16 protein-coding genes are annotated in these 16,467 nt (G+C 68.2%); 10 read left to right on the top strand and 6 right to left on the bottom strand.

Annotated elements, in window-relative coordinates:
- Positions 1-11: 11 nt before the first annotated feature.
- A complete protein-coding gene (locus IXW21_RS06940; RefSeq protein ID WP_194763542.1) occupies positions 12-455 on the bottom strand; it encodes a succinate dehydrogenase hydrophobic membrane anchor subunit in 444 nt (147 codons plus the stop codon).
- Positions 455-889, bottom strand: coding sequence for a succinate dehydrogenase, cytochrome b556 subunit (gene sdhC, locus IXW21_RS06935; protein ID WP_194763541.1), 435 nt, complete (start codon positions 887-889; stop codon positions 455-457). Before sdhC ends, IXW21_RS06940 begins: the two co-directional genes overlap by 1 nt.
- A 179-nt stretch (positions 890-1,068) precedes the next feature.
- On the opposite strand from sdhC, the gene IXW21_RS06930 reads away from it, so the two are divergent.
- From IXW21_RS06930 to IXW21_RS06885, 10 genes are all read left to right on the top strand, one after another.
- Positions 1,069-2,184, top strand: a complete 1,116-nt coding sequence (locus tag IXW21_RS06930) for a mannose-1-phosphate guanylyltransferase (protein WP_194763540.1) — start codon at positions 1,069-1,071, stop codon at positions 2,182-2,184.
- Positions 2,185-2,331: 147 nt separating this feature from the next.
- Positions 2,332-3,444 carry a BMP family lipoprotein gene (locus IXW21_RS06925; protein WP_194763539.1) on the top strand — a complete coding sequence of 371 codons (1,113 nt, stop codon included), beginning with the start codon at positions 2,332-2,334 and terminating at the stop codon, positions 3,442-3,444.
- A 149-nt stretch (positions 3,445-3,593) separates the two neighbouring features.
- On the top strand, positions 3,594-5,108 hold the full coding sequence (locus tag IXW21_RS06920; protein WP_194763538.1) for an ABC transporter ATP-binding protein: 1,515 nt from the start codon (positions 3,594-3,596) through the stop codon (positions 5,106-5,108).
- On the top strand, positions 5,105-6,424 hold the full coding sequence (locus IXW21_RS06915) for an ABC transporter permease (RefSeq protein WP_194763537.1): 1,320 nt from the start codon (positions 5,105-5,107) through the stop codon (positions 6,422-6,424). The genes IXW21_RS06920 and IXW21_RS06915 overlap by 4 nt, the downstream gene beginning before the upstream one ends.
- Positions 6,424-7,707 (top strand): ABC transporter permease, encoded by a 1,284-nt coding sequence (locus IXW21_RS06910; RefSeq protein WP_416361092.1) that lies wholly within the window; start codon positions 6,424-6,426, stop codon positions 7,705-7,707. Before IXW21_RS06915 ends, IXW21_RS06910 begins: the two co-directional genes overlap by 1 nt.
- 7 nt (positions 7,708-7,714) lie before the next feature.
- Entirely contained in the window at positions 7,715-8,113 is a 399-nt protein-coding gene (locus tag IXW21_RS06905) for a cytidine deaminase (RefSeq protein ID WP_194763535.1), read from the top strand.
- Positions 8,110-9,420 (top strand): thymidine phosphorylase, encoded by a 1,311-nt coding sequence (locus tag IXW21_RS06900; RefSeq protein ID WP_194763534.1) that lies wholly within the window; start codon positions 8,110-8,112, stop codon positions 9,418-9,420. The genes IXW21_RS06905 and IXW21_RS06900 overlap by 4 nt, the downstream gene beginning before the upstream one ends.
- A 52-nt stretch (positions 9,421-9,472) precedes the next feature.
- Positions 9,473-10,588 carry an adenosine deaminase gene (locus IXW21_RS06895; protein ID WP_194763533.1) on the top strand — a complete coding sequence of 372 codons (1,116 nt, stop codon included), beginning with the start codon at positions 9,473-9,475 and terminating at the stop codon, positions 10,586-10,588.
- A gap of 2 nt (positions 10,589-10,590) precedes the next feature.
- Positions 10,591-11,694 carry a polysaccharide deacetylase family protein gene (locus IXW21_RS06890; RefSeq protein ID WP_194763532.1) on the top strand — a complete coding sequence of 368 codons (1,104 nt, stop codon included), beginning with the start codon at positions 10,591-10,593 and terminating at the stop codon, positions 11,692-11,694.
- 26 nt (positions 11,695-11,720) lie between these two features.
- A complete protein-coding gene (locus IXW21_RS06885) occupies positions 11,721-12,590 on the top strand; it encodes a carbohydrate kinase family protein (RefSeq protein ID WP_194763531.1) in 870 nt (289 codons plus the stop codon).
- Positions 12,591-12,597: 7 nt separating this feature from the next.
- Here the strand turns inward: IXW21_RS06885 and IXW21_RS06880 are convergent, their stop codons facing one another.
- The 4 genes from IXW21_RS06880 to IXW21_RS06865 all read right to left on the bottom strand — a co-directional run bounded on the left by IXW21_RS06880 (position 12,598) and on the right by IXW21_RS06865 (position 16,389).
- Positions 12,598-13,347, bottom strand: coding sequence for an alpha/beta hydrolase (locus IXW21_RS06880; RefSeq protein WP_323742184.1), 750 nt, complete (start codon positions 13,345-13,347; stop codon positions 12,598-12,600).
- A 43-nt stretch (positions 13,348-13,390) separates the two neighbouring features.
- Positions 13,391-14,704: a flavin-containing monooxygenase gene (locus IXW21_RS06875; protein WP_194763529.1), complete on the bottom strand. Its 1,314-nt coding sequence runs from the start codon at positions 14,702-14,704 to the stop codon at positions 13,391-13,393.
- A gap of 96 nt (positions 14,705-14,800) precedes the next feature.
- The gene (locus tag IXW21_RS06870; RefSeq protein WP_194763528.1) at positions 14,801-15,958 is read right to left on the bottom strand and encodes a mannitol-1-phosphate 5-dehydrogenase; all 1,158 of its coding nucleotides are present in this window, start codon (positions 15,956-15,958) and stop codon (positions 14,801-14,803) included.
- A complete protein-coding gene (locus IXW21_RS06865) occupies positions 15,958-16,389 on the bottom strand; it encodes a PTS sugar transporter subunit IIA (RefSeq protein ID WP_194763527.1) in 432 nt (143 codons plus the stop codon). Before IXW21_RS06865 ends, IXW21_RS06870 begins: the two co-directional genes overlap by 1 nt.
- Positions 16,390-16,467: the final 78 nt, after the last annotated feature.

Below are 16,467 nucleotides of genomic sequence, written 5' to 3'. Positions count from 1 at the left end.
TGCCTTCTCTTCTACTGGCCCAGCGCCTGGCACGAATCCCACAGCGTGCTCGACTCGGTCACTCCCAGGCAGGGGTCGAACGTGAAGACGACCAGCGTGCCGAGGATGATGAGCAGAGCCGCGGCGAGACCGAGCGCCCAGATGAGCGCCTTGCGCGCGGTGTTGTTCGTGACGTAGTCGTTCACGATCGTGCGCATGCCGTTGGCGCCGTGGATGAGCGCGAGCCACAGCATGATGACGTCCCACCACTGCCAGAACGGCGTGGCGAACTTGCCGGCGATGAACGCGAAGTCCAGGGCGTGGATGCCCTCGCCGACCATCAGGTTGATGAACAGGTGGCCGAAGATCAGGACCACGAGCACGACGCCGGAGCCGCGCATGAAGAGCCAGCCCCACTTCTCGAGGTTGACACCGCGGCGAGTGCGGGTGGGGGCGGAGACGGTCTGAGCGGTCATCAGTGTCCTCCTCCGAACCCGGCGAACGCGAGCATCAGGTGGCGGGGCACGAACCCGGCCATGATGATGCCCCAGACGAGGAGCACGCCCCAGAAGAGCTGGCGCTGGTACTTGGCACCCTTGGACCAGAAGTCGACCGCGATGATGCGCAGGCCGTTCATGGCGTGGAACACAATGCCGGCGACGAGGACGACCTCGCCGATCGCCATGATCGGGTTCTTATAGGTTCCGATGACCGCGTTGTAGGCCTCGGGCGACACCCTGATGAGTGCAGTGTCGAGCACGTGCACCAACAGGAAGAAGAAGATGGCGACTCCGGTGATGCGGTGAAGCACCCACGACCACATGCCTTCGCGACCCCGATAGAGGGTGCCGCGAGGGGTCTTGGAAGTGGTTTCCGAAATCGACGGTGTCAAGCGAGCGCTTGTGGACACGGTCGTCCTCCCTGGATCGATGTGACTCGGTCGCGTGCGTCGCGTCATCCAAGCGTGAACCCGTTGAACGTCAGGCACGGCCGATCGCTGTCCATCCTATTCCCGGGAACAGGCCGAGGCGACGAAGGCCACCCTAAGTCTCTCGATGTCGAGATGACGGATGCGGATACCCTGGCAGGGTGAACCAACCGATCAAGGACTTCTACGCAGTGATCCCCGCCGGGGGCATCGGCAGTCGACTGTGGCCGCTCTCGCGGGCTGACGCGCCCAAGTTCCTGCACGATCTCACGGGATCGGGGCACTCTCTGCTGCGCGACACCTGGGATCGGCTCGAACCCCTCGCCGGTGCCGATCGCATCGCGGTCGTGACCGGACGCGCCCACCGTGCGGCCGTCGAGGCGGAGCTGCCTGGAATACCGGATCTCAATGTCTTCCTGGAATCCGAGCCGCGCGAGTCGGCGGCGGCCATCGGCCTGGCGGCGGCGATCCTGCACCGTCGCGACCCCGACGTCATCATCGGTTCGTTCAGCGCCGACCACGTCATCCGCAGCACCCGGGTGTTCGAGTTCGCGGTGCGGGATGCCGTCGAGGTCGCCCGCGAGGGGTACATCTGCACGATCGGCATCTCGCCGACGGAGCCCGCGGTGGGCTTCGGGTACATCAAGAAGGGGCCCGAACTCGTCGTGGAGGGCGCCAGGGAGGCGGCGCTCGTCGACACCTTCGTCGAGAAGCCCGATCTCGAGACCGCCACCGTCTACCTCGCGAGCCGTGACTATCTCTGGAACGCGGGCATGTTCATCGCGAAGGCGAGCGTGCTGCTCGACGAGCTGGCGGCGAACGAGCCTGCGCTGCACGCGGGGCTCCTCGAGCTCGCCGAGGCGTGGGACGACCGCGACCGGCGGGGACCCGCCGTCGACCGCATCTGGCCGGGGCTGAAGAAGATCGCGATCGACTACGCCGTGGCCGAGCCCGCGGCCCGGCGCGGCCGCCTCGCGGTGGTGCCCGGTCACTTCGACTGGGACGACGTGGGGGACTTCGCGTCGCTGACCAAGCTCATCAACAACGGACGCAAGAACGATCTCGCCGTGCTCGGACCGAAGGCCCGCGTGCTCAGCGACGCTGCGAGCGGCATCCTCGTCAGTCAGACGTCGCGAGTGATCAGCCTGGTCGGGGTCAAGGACATCGTCGTGGTCGACACTCCCGACGCTCTGCTCGTCACGACCGTGGAGCATGCGCAGCGTGTGAAGGGCGTCGTGGAGTCGCTGAAGCTCACGGGGCGCGGCGACGTGCTCTGATGAGCAGCCCTCCCTGCTCATCGGCTGATTGGATTTCAGCTTTGTAACCATTGCGTGGCGTGTGGCGTCGCGGCATGCAAAAAAGCCGAAACACTGGGTAACTTTGATCGATCCGCGAGGGCCGCGGGTTCGTTGAGGAGGCATGAGTTGACCATCTCCACCACCAAGAAGCTGCTCGGCGCGACCATCGCCGCCGGCGTCGTCTTCGCGCTCGCCGGCTGCGGCCAGGCCCCGACCGAGTCCGGCGGAACCGGAGGCGGCGACGCCGCCTCCGACTTCGTGCCCTGCCTCGTCTCCGACGCGGGCGGCTGGAACGACAAGTCGTTCAACCAGTCGGCCAAGGAGGGCATGGACCGTGCAGCGGACACCCTCGGCGTCAAGCCGATCGAGTTCGAGTCCGCGAACGACAACGACTACGCGCCCAACCTCGAGACCGCGGTCTCCGAGGGCTGCTCGCTGATCGTCTCCGTCGGCTTCAAGCTCTCGGCCGCCACGGTCGAGTCGGCTCTCGCGAACCCCGACATCGACTACGCGATCATCGACGACTACGCCGACAACGACTTCGACGGCACCACCGATGCTCCGAACATCAAGCCGCTGGTCTTCGACACGGCTCAGGCCGCCTACCTCGGCGGTTATGCCGCTGCAGGCTGGTCCTCCGCATCGGGCGTCAACAAGGTCGGAACCTTCGGCGGAATGCAGATCCCGTCGGTCGCCGTGTTCATGGACGGCTTCCAGCTCGGCGTCGAGAAGTACAACGAGGACAAGTCGGGTGCGGTCGAGGTCTTCGGCTGGGACGCAGCCACGCAGAAGGGCTCCTTCACCGGTGGCTTCGACGCGAACGACACCGCCAAGCAGACCGCCCAGGGCGTGCTCGACCAGGGCGTCGACGTGATCCTCCCCGTCGGCGGACCCGTCTACCAGAGCGCTGCGGCGGCGATCGCCGACAGCGGCAAGGACACGCTGCTGATCGGTGTCGACAGTGACCTGGCCGTGGCCGACGAGAGCGTGGCCGACGTCACCCTCTTCTCGATCATGAAGGCCATCGACGTGGCCGTCGAGGACGCGACGATCGCCGCATCCGAGGGCGACTTCGACCCGGCGCCCTACGTCGGCACGCTCGAGAACGAGGGCGTCAAGCTCTCGGGCTTCGGTGCCTTCGAGGGCGACCTGCCCGACGGGCTGCTCGACGAGATCGCCGCTCTGCAGGAGCAGATCATCTCGGGCGACATCACGGTGGATTCCGAGAACTCCCCGTAAGCAGTTCCCATCCATGGCGGGGCGAGTGGTGCAAGCGGCCACTCGCCCCGTGCCATGGAACGACACTCCCACTCTCGACTGCGGACTCGGCATCATCGGCGATGCCTGAGGCCCGCTCTTCCTCGGACTCTTCTGGATAGGGTGCAGATATGAAGCTCGAACTCCGCGGCATCACCAAGCGCTTCGGCAGCCTCGTGGCCAACGATCACATCGACCTGGTCGTCGAGCCGGGGCAGATCCACGCGCTGCTCGGTGAGAACGGCGCCGGCAAGTCCACCCTCATGAACGTGCTCTACGGCCTGTATCAGGCCGATGAGGGCGAGATCCTGCTGGACGACGTCGTTCAGCGCTTCCGCGGCCCCGGTGACGCGATGGCCGCGGGCATCGGCATGGTGCACCAGCACTTCATGCTGGTGCCGGTGTTCACCGTCGCCGAGAACGTCATGCTCGGGCACGAGCAGACGAAGGGCCTCGGCACTCTCGACATCGCGAAGGCGCGCGAGCATGTGCGTTCGGTCGCCGCCCGCTTCGGGTTCGACATCGATCCGGATGCGATCGTCGGCGATCTTCCGGTCGGCGTGCAGCAGCGCGTCGAGATCATCAAGGCTCTGTCCCGCGACGCCAAGGTGCTCGTGTTCGACGAGCCCACTGCCGTGCTCACCCCGCAGGAGACGGATGAGCTCATGGGCATCATGCGCCAGCTCCGCGACGAGGGCACCGCGATCGTCTTCATCACCCACAAGCTGCGTGAGGTCCGCGAGGTCGCCGACGCGATCACGATCGTGCGTCTCGGCAAGATCGTCGGAGAGGCGTCGCCCACCGCCAGCAACGCCGAGCTCGCCTCGCTCATGGTCGGGCGCGCGGTCGAGCTCACGGTGCACAAGGAGGCCCCGCGCCTCGGCGAGGGCGGTCTGCAGGTCGAAGGACTCCGTGTGCTGACGGCGGCCGGGGCGATCGTGGTCGACGGCGTGGACTTCACCGTGCGGCCGGGCGAGGTGCTCGCGATCGCGGGCGTGCAGGGCAACGGCCAGACGGAGCTCGTCGAGGCGATCGTCGGTCTCGCGTCACGCGTCGAGGGATCGATCATCCTCGACGGCACGGACCTCGTCGGCAAGAGTGTGCGCACGATCCTCGACGCGGGGGTCGGCTTCGTTCCCGAAGACCGCAACGAGGACGGTCTGGTCGGCGCGTTCTCGGTCGCGGAGAACCTGATCCTCGACCGATCGACCGACCCCGCCTTCAGCCGCGTCGGGACGATCCGACGCTCCGAACTCGAGGACTTCGCGAAGGCGCGCATCGCCGAGTACGACATCCGCACGCAGGGCTCGCACACGCCTGCCGGCACGCTCTCGGGCGGCAACCAGCAGAAGGTCGTGATCGCCCGCGAGATGAGCCGCGAGCTGCGACTGCTCGTCGCGGCGCAGCCGACGCGCGGCGTCGATGTCGGATCGATCGAGTTCATCCACAAGCGGATCATCGAGACGCGCGACGCGGGGATCCCCGTCATCGTCGTCTCCACCGAGCTCGACGAGGTCGCGGCTCTCGCCGACCGCATCGCGGTCATGTACCGAGGAACCATCGTCGGGATCGTTCCCGGCGACACCCCGCGCGAGACGCTGGGTCTGATGATGGCGGGCGCCGCCGAGGGAGAGGTTGCCGCATGAGCGGGACGACGCCACAGGCCGACGGGCCGGGGAACGAGAGCTCCTCCGACCAGCTGTCGGTGAACACGACGACGACTCTGCGCGATCCCGTGGATGTGCCACCGCCCCCGCGCGGCAACACGATCCTCAAGGAGATGCTGCGGGGCAGCGCCGTCACCACGATCCTCGCGATCTTCCTCGCCCTCGTCGTCGGCGGCATCCTGATCGCCTTCACCAACGAAGACGTGCTGACGGCATCCGGATACTTCTTCCAGCGTCCGAGCGATACGTTCGCAGCCATCTGGAATGCGGTCTACAACGGATACGAGGCGCTGTTCCGCGGCGCGATCTTCAATGCGCGCGGCGCCGACTTCGCTGCGCAGATCAGGCCCCTGACGAACACTCTCGGCTTCGCGGCTCCGCTGATCGCAGCCGGCCTCGGCGTGGCCCTGGCGTTCCGCGTCGGCCTGTTCAACATCGGTGCCCGCGGCCAGATGCTCATCGGCGTCGCCGTCGCAGGTCTTCTGACGTTCCAGCTCGACCTGCCGATCTGGCTGCACATTCCCGCCACCCTCATCGCCGGAATCGCCGGAGGTGCGCTGTGGGGCGCGATCGCCGGCCTGATCAAGGCCCGCACAGGCGCGCACGAGGTGATCCTCACGATCATGCTCAACTACGTCGCCTACTACCTGCTGCTGTGGATGATCCGCACGCCGGGTCTGCTCCAGAAGCCCGGGACGAACCAGGCTCTCGGCTATGCGACCCCCGAGAGCGCGCAGTTCCCCGAGCTGTTCGGACCGAAGTTCCCGCTGCTCGACCTCGGCTTCGTGATCGTGATCATCGCGACACTCTTCGTCTGGTGGCTGATCGAGCGGTCATCGCTCGGACTCCGCATGCGCGCCGTCGGCGAGAACCCGCACGCGGCCCGTGCCGCCGGCATCAGCGTGCAGCGCGTCTACGTGTACGCGATGCTGTTCGCCGGTGGCCTCGCGGGCCTCGCGGGCATGAACCAGGTGCAGGGAGCCGTCACCACCGGCATCACCGAGACGATCGACGCCGGGATCGGCTTCGACGCCATCACCGTGGCTCTGCTCGGACGCAGCCGCGCCTGGGGGACGTTCGCGGCCGGCATCCTGTTCGGTGCTCTGAAGGCCGGATCGTTCTCGATGCAGGCGCAGGACATCCCCGTCGACATCGTGCTCGTGGTGCAGTCGCTCGTCGTGCTGTTCATCGCCGCGCCGCCGCTGCTGCGCGCCGTGTTCTTCCTGCCCAAGTCCGATGCGGAGAAGGCCGCCAAGGCGAGAGCCAAGGCCGCGAAGAAGGCGGTGACGGCATGATGTCGCTCGTGCAGAAGGAAGCCGCCGACGGCACCGTGCAGCTCATGACGGTTCGCGAGCGCCACCTCAAGGCGCCGATCGTGCTCGCCGTCGTCACGGTGCTGCTGTCGCTGCTCGTGCTGCTGGTGCCGCGCACCGGAACGAGCACGTTCCGCCTCGGCGACTCGTCGCAGTCGTTCCAGCTGCCCGACGTCGCGCTGCCGACCGCCTCCACGATCTGGGTGGTCATCGGCATCCTCGTCGTTCTCGTCATCGCCGCGTTCCTGCGTGCGTGGACCTATCGCACCGCCTCGCTCTGGCTCGTCCTGGGGTTCGGCATCCTCGCGATCTTCGCGTTCCTCGTCTGGGCGGGTGCCGGCGGACTCGTGCCCGTCACGAGCCTCCTCTTCGGCGCGGTGTCGCTCTCGGTTCCGCTCGTCTTCGGAGCGCTCGGCGGCGTGATCGGCGAGCGCGCGGGCGTGGTGAACGTCGCGATCGAGGGCCAGCTGCTCCTCGGAGCGTTCTCGGCCGCACTGCTCTCGAGCATCACGGGCAACCCGTTCGTCGGGCTGATCGGGGCGATGATCGGCGGTGTGCTGGTCGCGAGCGTGCTCGCCGCCTTCGCGATCAAGTACCTCGTCGAGCAGGTCATCGTGGGTGTCGTGCTCAACGTGCTCGTCACGGGCCTCACCGGCTTCCTCTACGGAGCGCTGCTCGCGCCGAACGAGAAGGCGCTCAACACGCCGGTGCGCTTCACCCGCATCGAGATCCCCGTGCTCAGCGACATCCCGATCATCGGCCCCGTGCTCTTCAACCAGACGTTCATCGTCTATCTCATGTTCATCACGGTCGCCGTGGTCGCCTGGGGGCTCTATCGCACGCGCTGGGGCCTTCGCCTGCGCGCAGTCGGCGAGCACCCGCAGGCCGCGGACACGGTCGGAATCAAGGTCAACGCGACGCGTTTCTGGAACGTGCTGCTCGCCGGTGCGATCGCCGGTATCGGCGGTGCGTACTTCACGCTGGTGTCGGTGCCGCAGTTCGGCAAGGACATGACCGCGGGGCTCGGCTTCATCGCCCTCGCCGCCGTGATCTTCGGACGCTGGGATCCCATCCGCGCGACGCTCGCGGCGCTGCTCTTCGGGTTCGCCACGAACCTGCAGAACCTGCTGTCGATCCTCAAGACGCCTGTTCCCAGCGAGTTCATGCTGATGCTCCCGTACGTCGTCACCCTGATCGCGGTCGCCGGTTTCGCCGGTCAGATCCGGGGACCGGCCGCGAGCGGCAAGCCGTACATCAAGTCCTAGGAGAGACATGACCGACATCGACTGGGACGAGCTGCGCCAGGTCGCCACCGACGCGATGGCCAAGGCCTACGCCCCGTATTCGCGCTACAAGGTGGGCGCTGCCGCGCTCGTCGGCGACGGACGCATCGTGGCCGGCTGCAACGTCGAGAACGCCTCGTACGGGGTGACGCTGTGCGCCGAGTGCGCTCTGGTGGGCGACCTGCACATGTCGGGCGGCGGACAGCTCGTCGCGTTCGTCTGCGTCAACAACGACGGCCAGACGATCATGCCCTGCGGGCGATGCCGCCAGCTGCTCTTCGAGCACGCCATGCCCGGGATGCTGCTGGAGACCGTCTCCGGCATCCGGACCATCGATGAAGTACTGCCGGATGCGTTCGGCCCCCGAGACCTGGAGGACGCCCGATGAGCTCCACGCAGAGCGGCTCGGTGGAGCCCTTCGACGCGATCGATGTGATCCGTGCCAAGCGCGACGGAGGCGTGGTGCCCGAGAAGGCGCTGCGCTGGATGGTCGACGCGTACACCCGCGGCTATGTGTCCGACGCGCAGATGGCGTCGTTCGCCATGGCCGTGTTCCAGCGGGGCATGGAGCGCGATGAGATCCGTGTGCTCACCGACGCGATGATCGCCTCCGGGGAGCGGATGAGCTTCGCCGCTCTCGGCAAGAAGACCGTCGACAAGCACTCGACCGGCGGCGTCGGTGACAAGATCACCCTGCCGCTCGCGCCGCTGGTGGCCGTGTTCGGCGTCGCGGTGCCGCAGCTCTCCGGCCGCGGACTGGGGCACACGGGAGGCACGCTCGACAAGCTCGAGTCGATCCCCGGCTGGCGTGCGGCGCTCAGCAACGAAGAGATGTTCGCCCAGATGAAGAGCGACGTCGGCGCGGTGATCTGCGCCGCAGGCTCGGGCCTCGCTCCCGCCGACAAGAAGCTCTACGCACTGCGCGACGTGACCGGAACGGTCGAGGCGATCCCGCTGATCGCCTCGAGCATCATGTCGAAGAAGATCGCCGAAGGCACCGACGCCCTGGTGCTCGACGTCAAGTTCGGCTCCGGCGCATTCATGCAGGACATCGACCGCGCCCGTGAGCTCGCTCGCACGATGGTCGCGCTCGGCACGGACTCGGGCGTCGCCACCACCGCACTGCTCACCGACATGAACGTGCCTCTCGGCTTCGCCATCGGCAACGCCAACGAGGTCCGCGAGTCCGTCGAGGTGCTCGCCGGCGGCGGGCCGGCGGACGTGCGCGAGCTGACCGTCGCCCTGGCGCGCGAGATGCTCGCCCTGGCGGGCCAGCCGGATGCCGATGTCGAGGCCGCTCTCGACGACGGCCGCGCGATGGACAGCTGGAAGGCGATGATCCGGGCGCAGGACGGCGACCCCGATGCACCGCTGGCGACGGCGCGTGAGACCCACGTGGTGACGGCACCCTCCGACGGCGTCGTGTCGCAGATGGATGCCCTGCCGTTCGGCATCGCCGCCTGGCGTCTCGGCGCAGGACGCGCGCGGGCGGAGGACCCGGTGATCTTCGAGGCGGGCATCGACCTGCACGCCAAGCCGGGCGACCGGGTCGTGGCGGGGCAGCCCCTGTTCACGCTCTCGGCCGCAGATGAGGCGCGATTCCCTCGTGCGCTGGATGCTCTGGAGGGGGCGTGGGCGATCGGTGACGAGGCCCCGGCCGCGGGGCCGGTCGTGCGGGAGCGCATCACGGCCTGACTCGCTGACCGCTAGCCTGAACTGAGCGAATCCGCGACCGAGAGGAACCTCCATGTCGATCGACGCGAACGGCGACGTCACCATCCAGGGCGTGTCCCTGCGCAGCCTGCCGAAGGTGTCGTTGCACGACCACCTGGACGGCGCGGTGCGCCCCTCGACGATCATCGAGCTGGCGGATGCGATCGGCCTCGGGCTGCCTGCATCGAAGCCGGGAGCCCTCGGCAAATGGTTCGCGACGAAGAGCGATTCGGGATCCCTCGTGGAGTACCTGAAGACGTTCGATCTCACCACCGCCGTCATGCAGACGCGCGAGGGCCTGACCCGCATCGCGCGCGAGTTCGTGCAGGACCTGGCGAAGGACGGCGTGATCTACGGCGAGGTGCGCTGGGCGCCCGAGCAGCACCTGACCGGTGGCCTCACCCTCGAGCAGACCGTCGAGGCCGTGCAGCAGGGCCTGGAAGAGGGAGAGGACGCCGCTGACCGTGCCGGTCACAGCATCCGTGTGGGCCAGCTGCTCTCCGCACTGCGCCACACCGACCGCTCGCGCGACATCGCCGAGCTCGCGGTCGCCTTCCGCGGCCGGGGCGTCGTCGGATTCGACATCGCGGGGCCGGAGGACGGATTCCCCGCGTCGGACCATCGCGCGGCATTCGACCACTTGGCCGAGAACTTCTTCCCGGTGACCGTGCACGCCGGCGAGGCCGCGGGCATCGCCTCCATCCGCTCGGCGCTGCTCGACGGGCGCGCACTGCGCCTCGGGCACGGCGTGCGCATCGCCGAAGACCTCCAGGTCATCACGCAGGAGGGCGACGAGGTGCAGGTGCAGTTCGGCGATCTGGCGCGCTGGGTCCGCGACCGTGAGATCCCGCTCGAGCTCTCGCCCTCGTCGAATCTGCAGACCGGCGCGATCGCGGCCTGGGGCAATACTCTCGCGGACCACCCGTTCGATCTGCTCTACCAGCTGGGCTTCGCGGTGACCGTGAACGTCGACAACCGCACCATGAGCGCCACCTCGCTCACGCGCGAGCTCTCGCTGCTCGTCGAGACCTTCGAGTACGACCTCGACGATCTCGAGACCTTCCAGTTCAACGCCGCGGCCGCCGCCTTCCTCCCCGTCGAGGAGCGGGAAGAACTCGTCGAGATGATCGCCGACGGCTTCGACATCTGACCATGGCATCCGGGGGGAAGCGACGCCGTACGGGCCTCGCGATCGGGATCGTCGCGGCCGTCGTGCTCGCAGGGGGAGCGGCAGCCGCCGTGGTGTGGCTGAACCGTCCGGCCGAGATGCCGACGCCGAAGGCGGAATCCGGAGTCATCGAACGGCCCTTGACTCCGGCGCAGCAGCTGCTCGCGGATGCCGACGATCCGCTCGCGTGCGCTGTGACGTTCGTCGGCGACGGCGTACCTGAAGAGCCGATGCTGCAGCGGCAGGATGCGCTGTACGCTGCCCTGCCGATCCCGGCGCAGGAGGGGCGGGTGTTCGCCGGCTGGTACTCGTCGGGGGCGGACGCCGCGGCATTCGTGGTCGAGAACCGTGTCAACGGCGCCGATCCGGTCGTCTGCGTCGATCAGCAGATCGAGCTCTTCGCGGCGTGGAAGACGCCCGAGGAGAACCTCGCGGAGAACGCCGAGATCCCGATCCTCATGTATCACCAGTTCACGTCGAACCCCGAGGGGGAGTCGGGGTGGCTGCGGGGCAACTACGCCTACATCGGTGACTTCGAGGCGCAGATGGAGCACATCGCGACGACGGGTTTCTACCTGCCGACCTGGGACGAGCTGAGCGCGTTCATCGACGGTCGTCTGTTCCTGCCCGCCCACTCGGTGATCATCACCGACGACGACGCCGATCAGACCTGGTTCGATCTCGCCGTGCCCGTCATCGATCGCCTGGGTCTGCTGTCGACCTCGTTCATGATCACCTCGGCGCGGCAGGACCCTGCCCCGTCGGAGTATGTGCTGCGCCGCTCGCACACGCACGACATGCATCAGGCGGGGGAGAACGGCAAGGGACGGATGGTGAACTGGACGGCCGATGAGATCGCGGCCGATCTGAACACGTCCGCCGACATCCTCGGAGTGCGCGAGGTCATCGCGTACCCGTACGGTCACTACAACGACACCGCGAAGCAGGGCGTCGCGCAGGCCGGATTCGAGATGGCGCGCACGATCGAGCCGGGCACGGTGGCGATCGGCGCCGACAAGCTCGCGCTTCCCGTTGTCCGCATCGACTACGGCATGGGTCTCGACGCCCTGGTCAAGCGGATCGGCTGAGTGGCTGCGGAGGGCAGGAGGAGCCGATGAGCGCATCCGTCTTCATCGCGGGGCCCGCGTCGTGGAACACGATCGTCGTGCTCGACCGGCTGCCCGAACCCATGCCGCACATGCAGTTCGCGGAGGACAGCTGGGAGACGGTGGGCGGCACGAGTGCGGGCAAGGCGCTGAGCCTCACCGCGCTCGGGCGCACGACACTCCTGCACGCGCTGAGCGCGAGCGATGAGCCGGGGAGGAAGGTTCGGGATGCACTCGCTCGGGCCGGCGTCGACGGGCTCTGGGGCGCAGGCGATGTGACCGAGCGCCATCTCAACCTGATGACCCGCGCAGGTGGTCGGGTCTCGCTCTACCTGTCTTCGCCGGGTGCCACCGACGGCGCGGACGACACGGCGCTGATCGCGGCGATGACCCGCGCCGACGTCCTCGTGCTGGATCTCGCCGCGGAGCCGCTGCGCCTGATTCCCGCGGCTCAGAGCACGGGGAAGCCGCTCTGGGTCGACGTGCACGACTACGACGGCACGGCCGATTTCCATCGTCCGTTCCTCGACGCCGCGGACGCGGTGTTCTGCAATGCCGACCGGCTGCCCGATCCCATCGACTTCCTCCATGCGCGCATCGCGGCGGGGTCATCGCTCGCGGTGTGCACGCTCGGGGCCGGGGGAGCCGTGGCTGTCGACAGCGACCATGTCGAGCATCGGGTGGCGGCGGTGCCGGTCGATGTCGTGGACACGAACGGGGCGGGCGATGCGTTCTTCGCCGGTGTCTTGGACGCCCGGTTCACCGGGGCCGACCTCGACACCGCGCTCCGGGCCGGCGCTCGCGCCGCATCGACGGTCCTCGGGACAAGGCACCTGCATCCGACTCTCGACCCGGTACTCGATCCGAGAGACGAATGACTGCCGGTCAGCTGCTCGGCAGCTCCGCGAAGAACGACGCGAGCAGCTCGGCGACCTGCGCGTGCATCTCCTCGTCGGAGATGGTCGGCGTGCCGTCGCCCGCCTGCGGGCCGTAGTCGCCGAACGACGCGTGCGAGGCGCCGTCGATCTCGACCATCTCGGCATCCGCCGGCAGCATGTCGCGCGCGGCATCGATCTTGGCAGGTGTCGACAGGCCGTCTTCGCTGCCTGAGATGCTGATCACCGAGAGGTCGGAGTCCGACACGTCGTTCGAGCAGTAGGAGCCGAACAGCACGAGGGCTTCGGCATCTGCGGCGAGTTGGCAGGCGCGCACGCCGCCGAGCGAGTGGCCGCCGACGCCCCAGTCGTCGATCTCGGGGGCGGCTGAGGTGAACGCGTCGAGACCGCGCAGGTCGAAGAACGCGAGGTTCAGCCACGGACGGGTGATGACGACGGTCACGCCCTCTTCGGCGAGGCTCTGCAGGATCGGCGCGTAGGCCCAGGGGTCGACTTTCGCACCGGGCACGAAGACGAGCCCCTGGTCGGACTCGCCATCGGCGGGCGTGAGGATGATGCCCTGCTCGGCATCCTCGACCTGGATCGCGCTGTTCGACTTCACGTCGGCCAGGGGGCCGGGCTCGGCCTGCATGACGCCGATCTGGCTCCAGGCGACGATGCCGCCGATCCCGAGCACGAGGACCGCGACGAGGCCCCAGACGATGAACGTGAGGACTCTGCGGCCACGCTTCTTCTGCACGAGTCCAGGGTACGACGCGAGGGTGTGAGCGGCTCTCAGTCGATCATGCTCGGGGTGTGTCCGTGTGCGCGGGCGCGGCGAGGTCGCGCTGCTCATGTCTGAGGGCACGGCGGTACGCATGGTTGTTGACGTAGTGAGCCATGCGGTCGAGCGCCAGATACCGGTAGCCACCGGTGAGGTCCGGCCACGGCGCTCCCGTCACCCGCGAGCGAAATCTCTCTGCGCGCGCGGGGTCGGTCACGGTCGCCTCCAGATAGGCCGCCAGCAGCTCCGCCTGTTCGTAGCGGCCCTGCCACCCGATTCCGGATGCCTCGATCATGCCCAGCACGAAGAGGCCGTTGAACGACGCGGGGAAGATGTTCAGGAAGAGTCGGGGAGCGGCGCCCTGCCAGTGCAGGTGCTCGCGGTCGACGAACGGGTAGTCGAGTGTGTACCCGGTCGCCATCAGCACGAGGTCATAGTCGTCGGCCGTGCCGTCGCGGAAGCGCACGGTCTGCCCGTCGAAGCGCTCGACGTCGGGGCGGATGCGCAGGTCGCCCTGCCCGAGGTGGTGCAGGATCAGGGTGTTCACGATCGGATGCGACTCGTAGATGCGGTGGTCGGGCTTCGGGAACCCGAATCTCACGGGATCGCCCGTGAAGGCGCGGAGCACCCGGCTGTCGACCGCCTGCTTCAGACGCGCCGGCAGCGGGCGGCCCTGGTTGAGCGTGTCGCTCGGCCGACCGAAGAGATAGCGCGGAACGAAGTGGTATCCGCGGCGCACGCTCATGTCGATCGAGGCCGCATGGTGCACGGCATCCACCGCGATGTCGCATCCGGAGTTGCCCGCCCCGATGATCAGCACCCGGCGCCCGTCGAGCTGAGCAGGGGACGTGTATGCGCTCGTGTGCAGCATCTCGCCCGAGAACTCGCCGACGAATGACGGCATCCGCGGTTCGGCGAGCGTGCCGTTGGCGAGCACGACCCCCGCGTACCGGTGGGTCTGCCGTCCCTCAGGGCCGGTGCTGGTGAGCTCCCAGCCGCCGTCGCGCGGTTCGAGCCGCGTCACCCGTGTATCGAAGCGGAACAGCTCCGTCAGTCCGAAGTGGTCGGCGTACTCGCGGAAGTAGTCGAGCAGCACCCGGTGCCCTGGGTAGTCGACCGAGGAGCGCATCGGGAACTCGGCGAACTCGGTGGTGGTGCGCGACGAGATCAGGTGCGCCGACTCGTACATGGTGCTGCGGGGATTCGTGATGTCCCACAGGCCGCCGACCCGGTGCGACGCCTCATATCCGTCGACCGCGATCCCGCGCCTGGTGAGCGCGCGTGCTGCGGCGAGGCCCGAGGGCCCGGCACCGATCACCGCATACCTGTTCATGCCGCTCCTGCAGATCGTCGTACCCACGAGGACGCCCCCTGCCGATCGTATCGGCAGGGGGCGTGGAGTCGGAGGGTTCGGGCCCCCGGACTCGGGTCAGGACGCTGCGAGGGCGGTCTGACGGGAGACGACCGCGTCGCGGATCGCCGGAAACAGCGGATGCTCGGGATCGAGTCCGGTCGCGAGCGTCGTGAACGACAGCGCGTCTTCTGCGCGCAGCCGCTTCTGCAGTTCGACGGACTGCTCGTCATCGGTCTCGTCGAACTCCAGAGCCGCCGCGACAGCGCCCACGAGAGCGGTCGCGGGCAGGCCGCGCTCGGCCGCCATCGCCGCCGGGCCGATGAACCGCTCATGGCGCGAGATCTTGCGCAGCGGCTGGCGTCCGACACGCTGCACGGTGTCGATGAGTGCGGGGTTGCGGAACCGATCGAGGATCGTCGCGCGGTACTCGGCGAGCTCGGCGGGGTCGAGCCCGTGTTCGGCCGTGAGCACGGCGGAGGTCTCCTCCAGCGCCGCCGACACGCGCGCGGCGATGTCAGGATCGGCCAGCGCGTCGGAGATGCGCTCGATGCCCGCGCGCGCACCGAAGTACGCGGTGGCCGCATGACCCGTGTTCACGGTGAACAGCTTGCGCTCGATGTAGGGAGCGAGGTTCTCGACGAAGTGCGCGCCGGGGATGGCCGGCAAGGTGTCGCCGAAGGCCCCGGACTCGATGGCCCACTCGAAGTACGGCTCGACAGTCACGTCGACGCCGCCGCCCGCGGGCTGCCCGGGCACGATGCGGTCGACCGCTGTGTTGGCGAACACCGCACGCGCCAGCAGCTCGGCGGCGTCCTCTCCGGCCGCCTTCTCGACCTCGGCGCGGAGGGTGTCGGTCGCACCGATCGCGTTCTCGCAGGCCATCACCTGCAGCGGCGCGGCATCGGGGGAGCGGCGTCGAAGGCCCTCGACGATCGTGGGAGCCACGAAGCGCAGCACGGTCGGACCGACAGCGGTCGTCGCCACATCGGCTGTCGCGACCTCGTCGGCGACCGCATCCGGGTCCGTGCCGCTGTTGACGGCGCGGAACCCTGTCACGACATGGTCGGTGCCGCCCGGGCCGGCCTCGTGCACCGTGTACGAATCGACCGCGTTGATCGCATCGACGAGTGCGGTGGCGACGTCGGAGAATACGACCTCGTAGCCGCCCTCGTGCAGCAGCAGACCGACGAATCCGCGGCCGATGTTGCCGGCGCCGAAGTGGACAGCCTTCATCAGTCGTTCACCGCCGAGAGCAGCGCATAGAGCTCCTCCGGGGTCTGTGCGGCATTGAGCTTCGCGACGTCATCCTCGTCCGAGAACAGGATCGCGATCTGCGAGAGGATCTCGAGGTGCTCGTCGCCGCGGCCGGCGATGCCCACCACGAACGTCGCAGGCTCGCCCGCCCAGTCGACGCCGCCGTCGTAGCGGACGACCGAGAGAGCGGATCCGAGGATCGCGTCCTTCGTGTCGTTGGTGCCGTGCGGAATCGCCAGACCGTTGCCCATGTAGGTCGACACGGTCGCCTCGCGCTGACGCATGGCATCGACGTAGCCGGGGGTGACGGCACCCGCCGAAACGAGGATGTCGGTGGCCTCCTGCAGCGCTTCCTGCTGCGTGCTCGAGCCCGCGTGGATGCGGACCTGGTCGAGGGTGAGAACGCTCATGGTGATTCCTTCTTTCTGAGTATGTGGAGGGAGGGGCGGATGCCGAGGCACCCGCCCCTCCCGGTCTGTCACGCGGGC

The sequence above is a fragment of the Microbacterium sp. UFMG61 genome, assembly GCF_015354505.1.
Classification (GTDB): Bacteria; Actinomycetota; Actinomycetes; order Actinomycetales; family Microbacteriaceae; genus Microbacterium.
This window is presented reverse-complemented; position numbering and strand designations above follow the sequence as displayed.

What these genes read in the sequence shown, in the direction of transcription:
- IXW21_RS06940 (WP_194763542.1), bottom strand. Translation starts at nt 455, where the DNA reads ATGACCGCTCAGACCGTCTCCGCCCCCACCCGCACTCGCCGCGGTGTC.
- IXW21_RS06920 (WP_194763538.1), top strand. Translation starts at nt 3,594, where the DNA reads ATGAAGCTCGAACTCCGCGGCATCACCAAGCGCTTCGGCAGCCTCGTG.
- IXW21_RS06915 (WP_194763537.1), top strand. Translation starts at nt 5,105, where the DNA reads ATGAGCGGGACGACGCCACAGGCCGACGGGCCGGGGAACGAGAGCTCC.
- IXW21_RS06910 (WP_416361092.1), top strand. Translation starts at nt 6,424, where the DNA reads ATGTCGCTCGTGCAGAAGGAAGCCGCCGACGGCACCGTGCAGCTCATG.
- IXW21_RS06905 (WP_194763535.1), top strand. Translation starts at nt 7,715, where the DNA reads ATGACCGACATCGACTGGGACGAGCTGCGCCAGGTCGCCACCGACGCG.
- IXW21_RS06900 (WP_194763534.1), top strand. Translation starts at nt 8,110, where the DNA reads ATGAGCTCCACGCAGAGCGGCTCGGTGGAGCCCTTCGACGCGATCGAT.
- IXW21_RS06895 (WP_194763533.1), top strand. Translation starts at nt 9,473, where the DNA reads ATGTCGATCGACGCGAACGGCGACGTCACCATCCAGGGCGTGTCCCTG.
- IXW21_RS06890 (WP_194763532.1), top strand. Translation starts at nt 10,591, where the DNA reads ATGGCATCCGGGGGGAAGCGACGCCGTACGGGCCTCGCGATCGGGATC.
- IXW21_RS06885 (WP_194763531.1), top strand. Translation starts at nt 11,721, where the DNA reads ATGAGCGCATCCGTCTTCATCGCGGGGCCCGCGTCGTGGAACACGATC.
- IXW21_RS06875 (WP_194763529.1), bottom strand. Translation starts at nt 14,704, where the DNA reads ATGAACAGGTATGCGGTGATCGGTGCCGGGCCCTCGGGCCTCGCCGCA.
- IXW21_RS06870 (WP_194763528.1), bottom strand. Translation starts at nt 15,958, where the DNA reads ATGAAGGCTGTCCACTTCGGCGCCGGCAACATCGGCCGCGGATTCGTC.
- IXW21_RS06865 (WP_194763527.1), bottom strand. Translation starts at nt 16,389, where the DNA reads ATGAGCGTTCTCACCCTCGACCAGGTCCGCATCCACGCGGGCTCGAGC.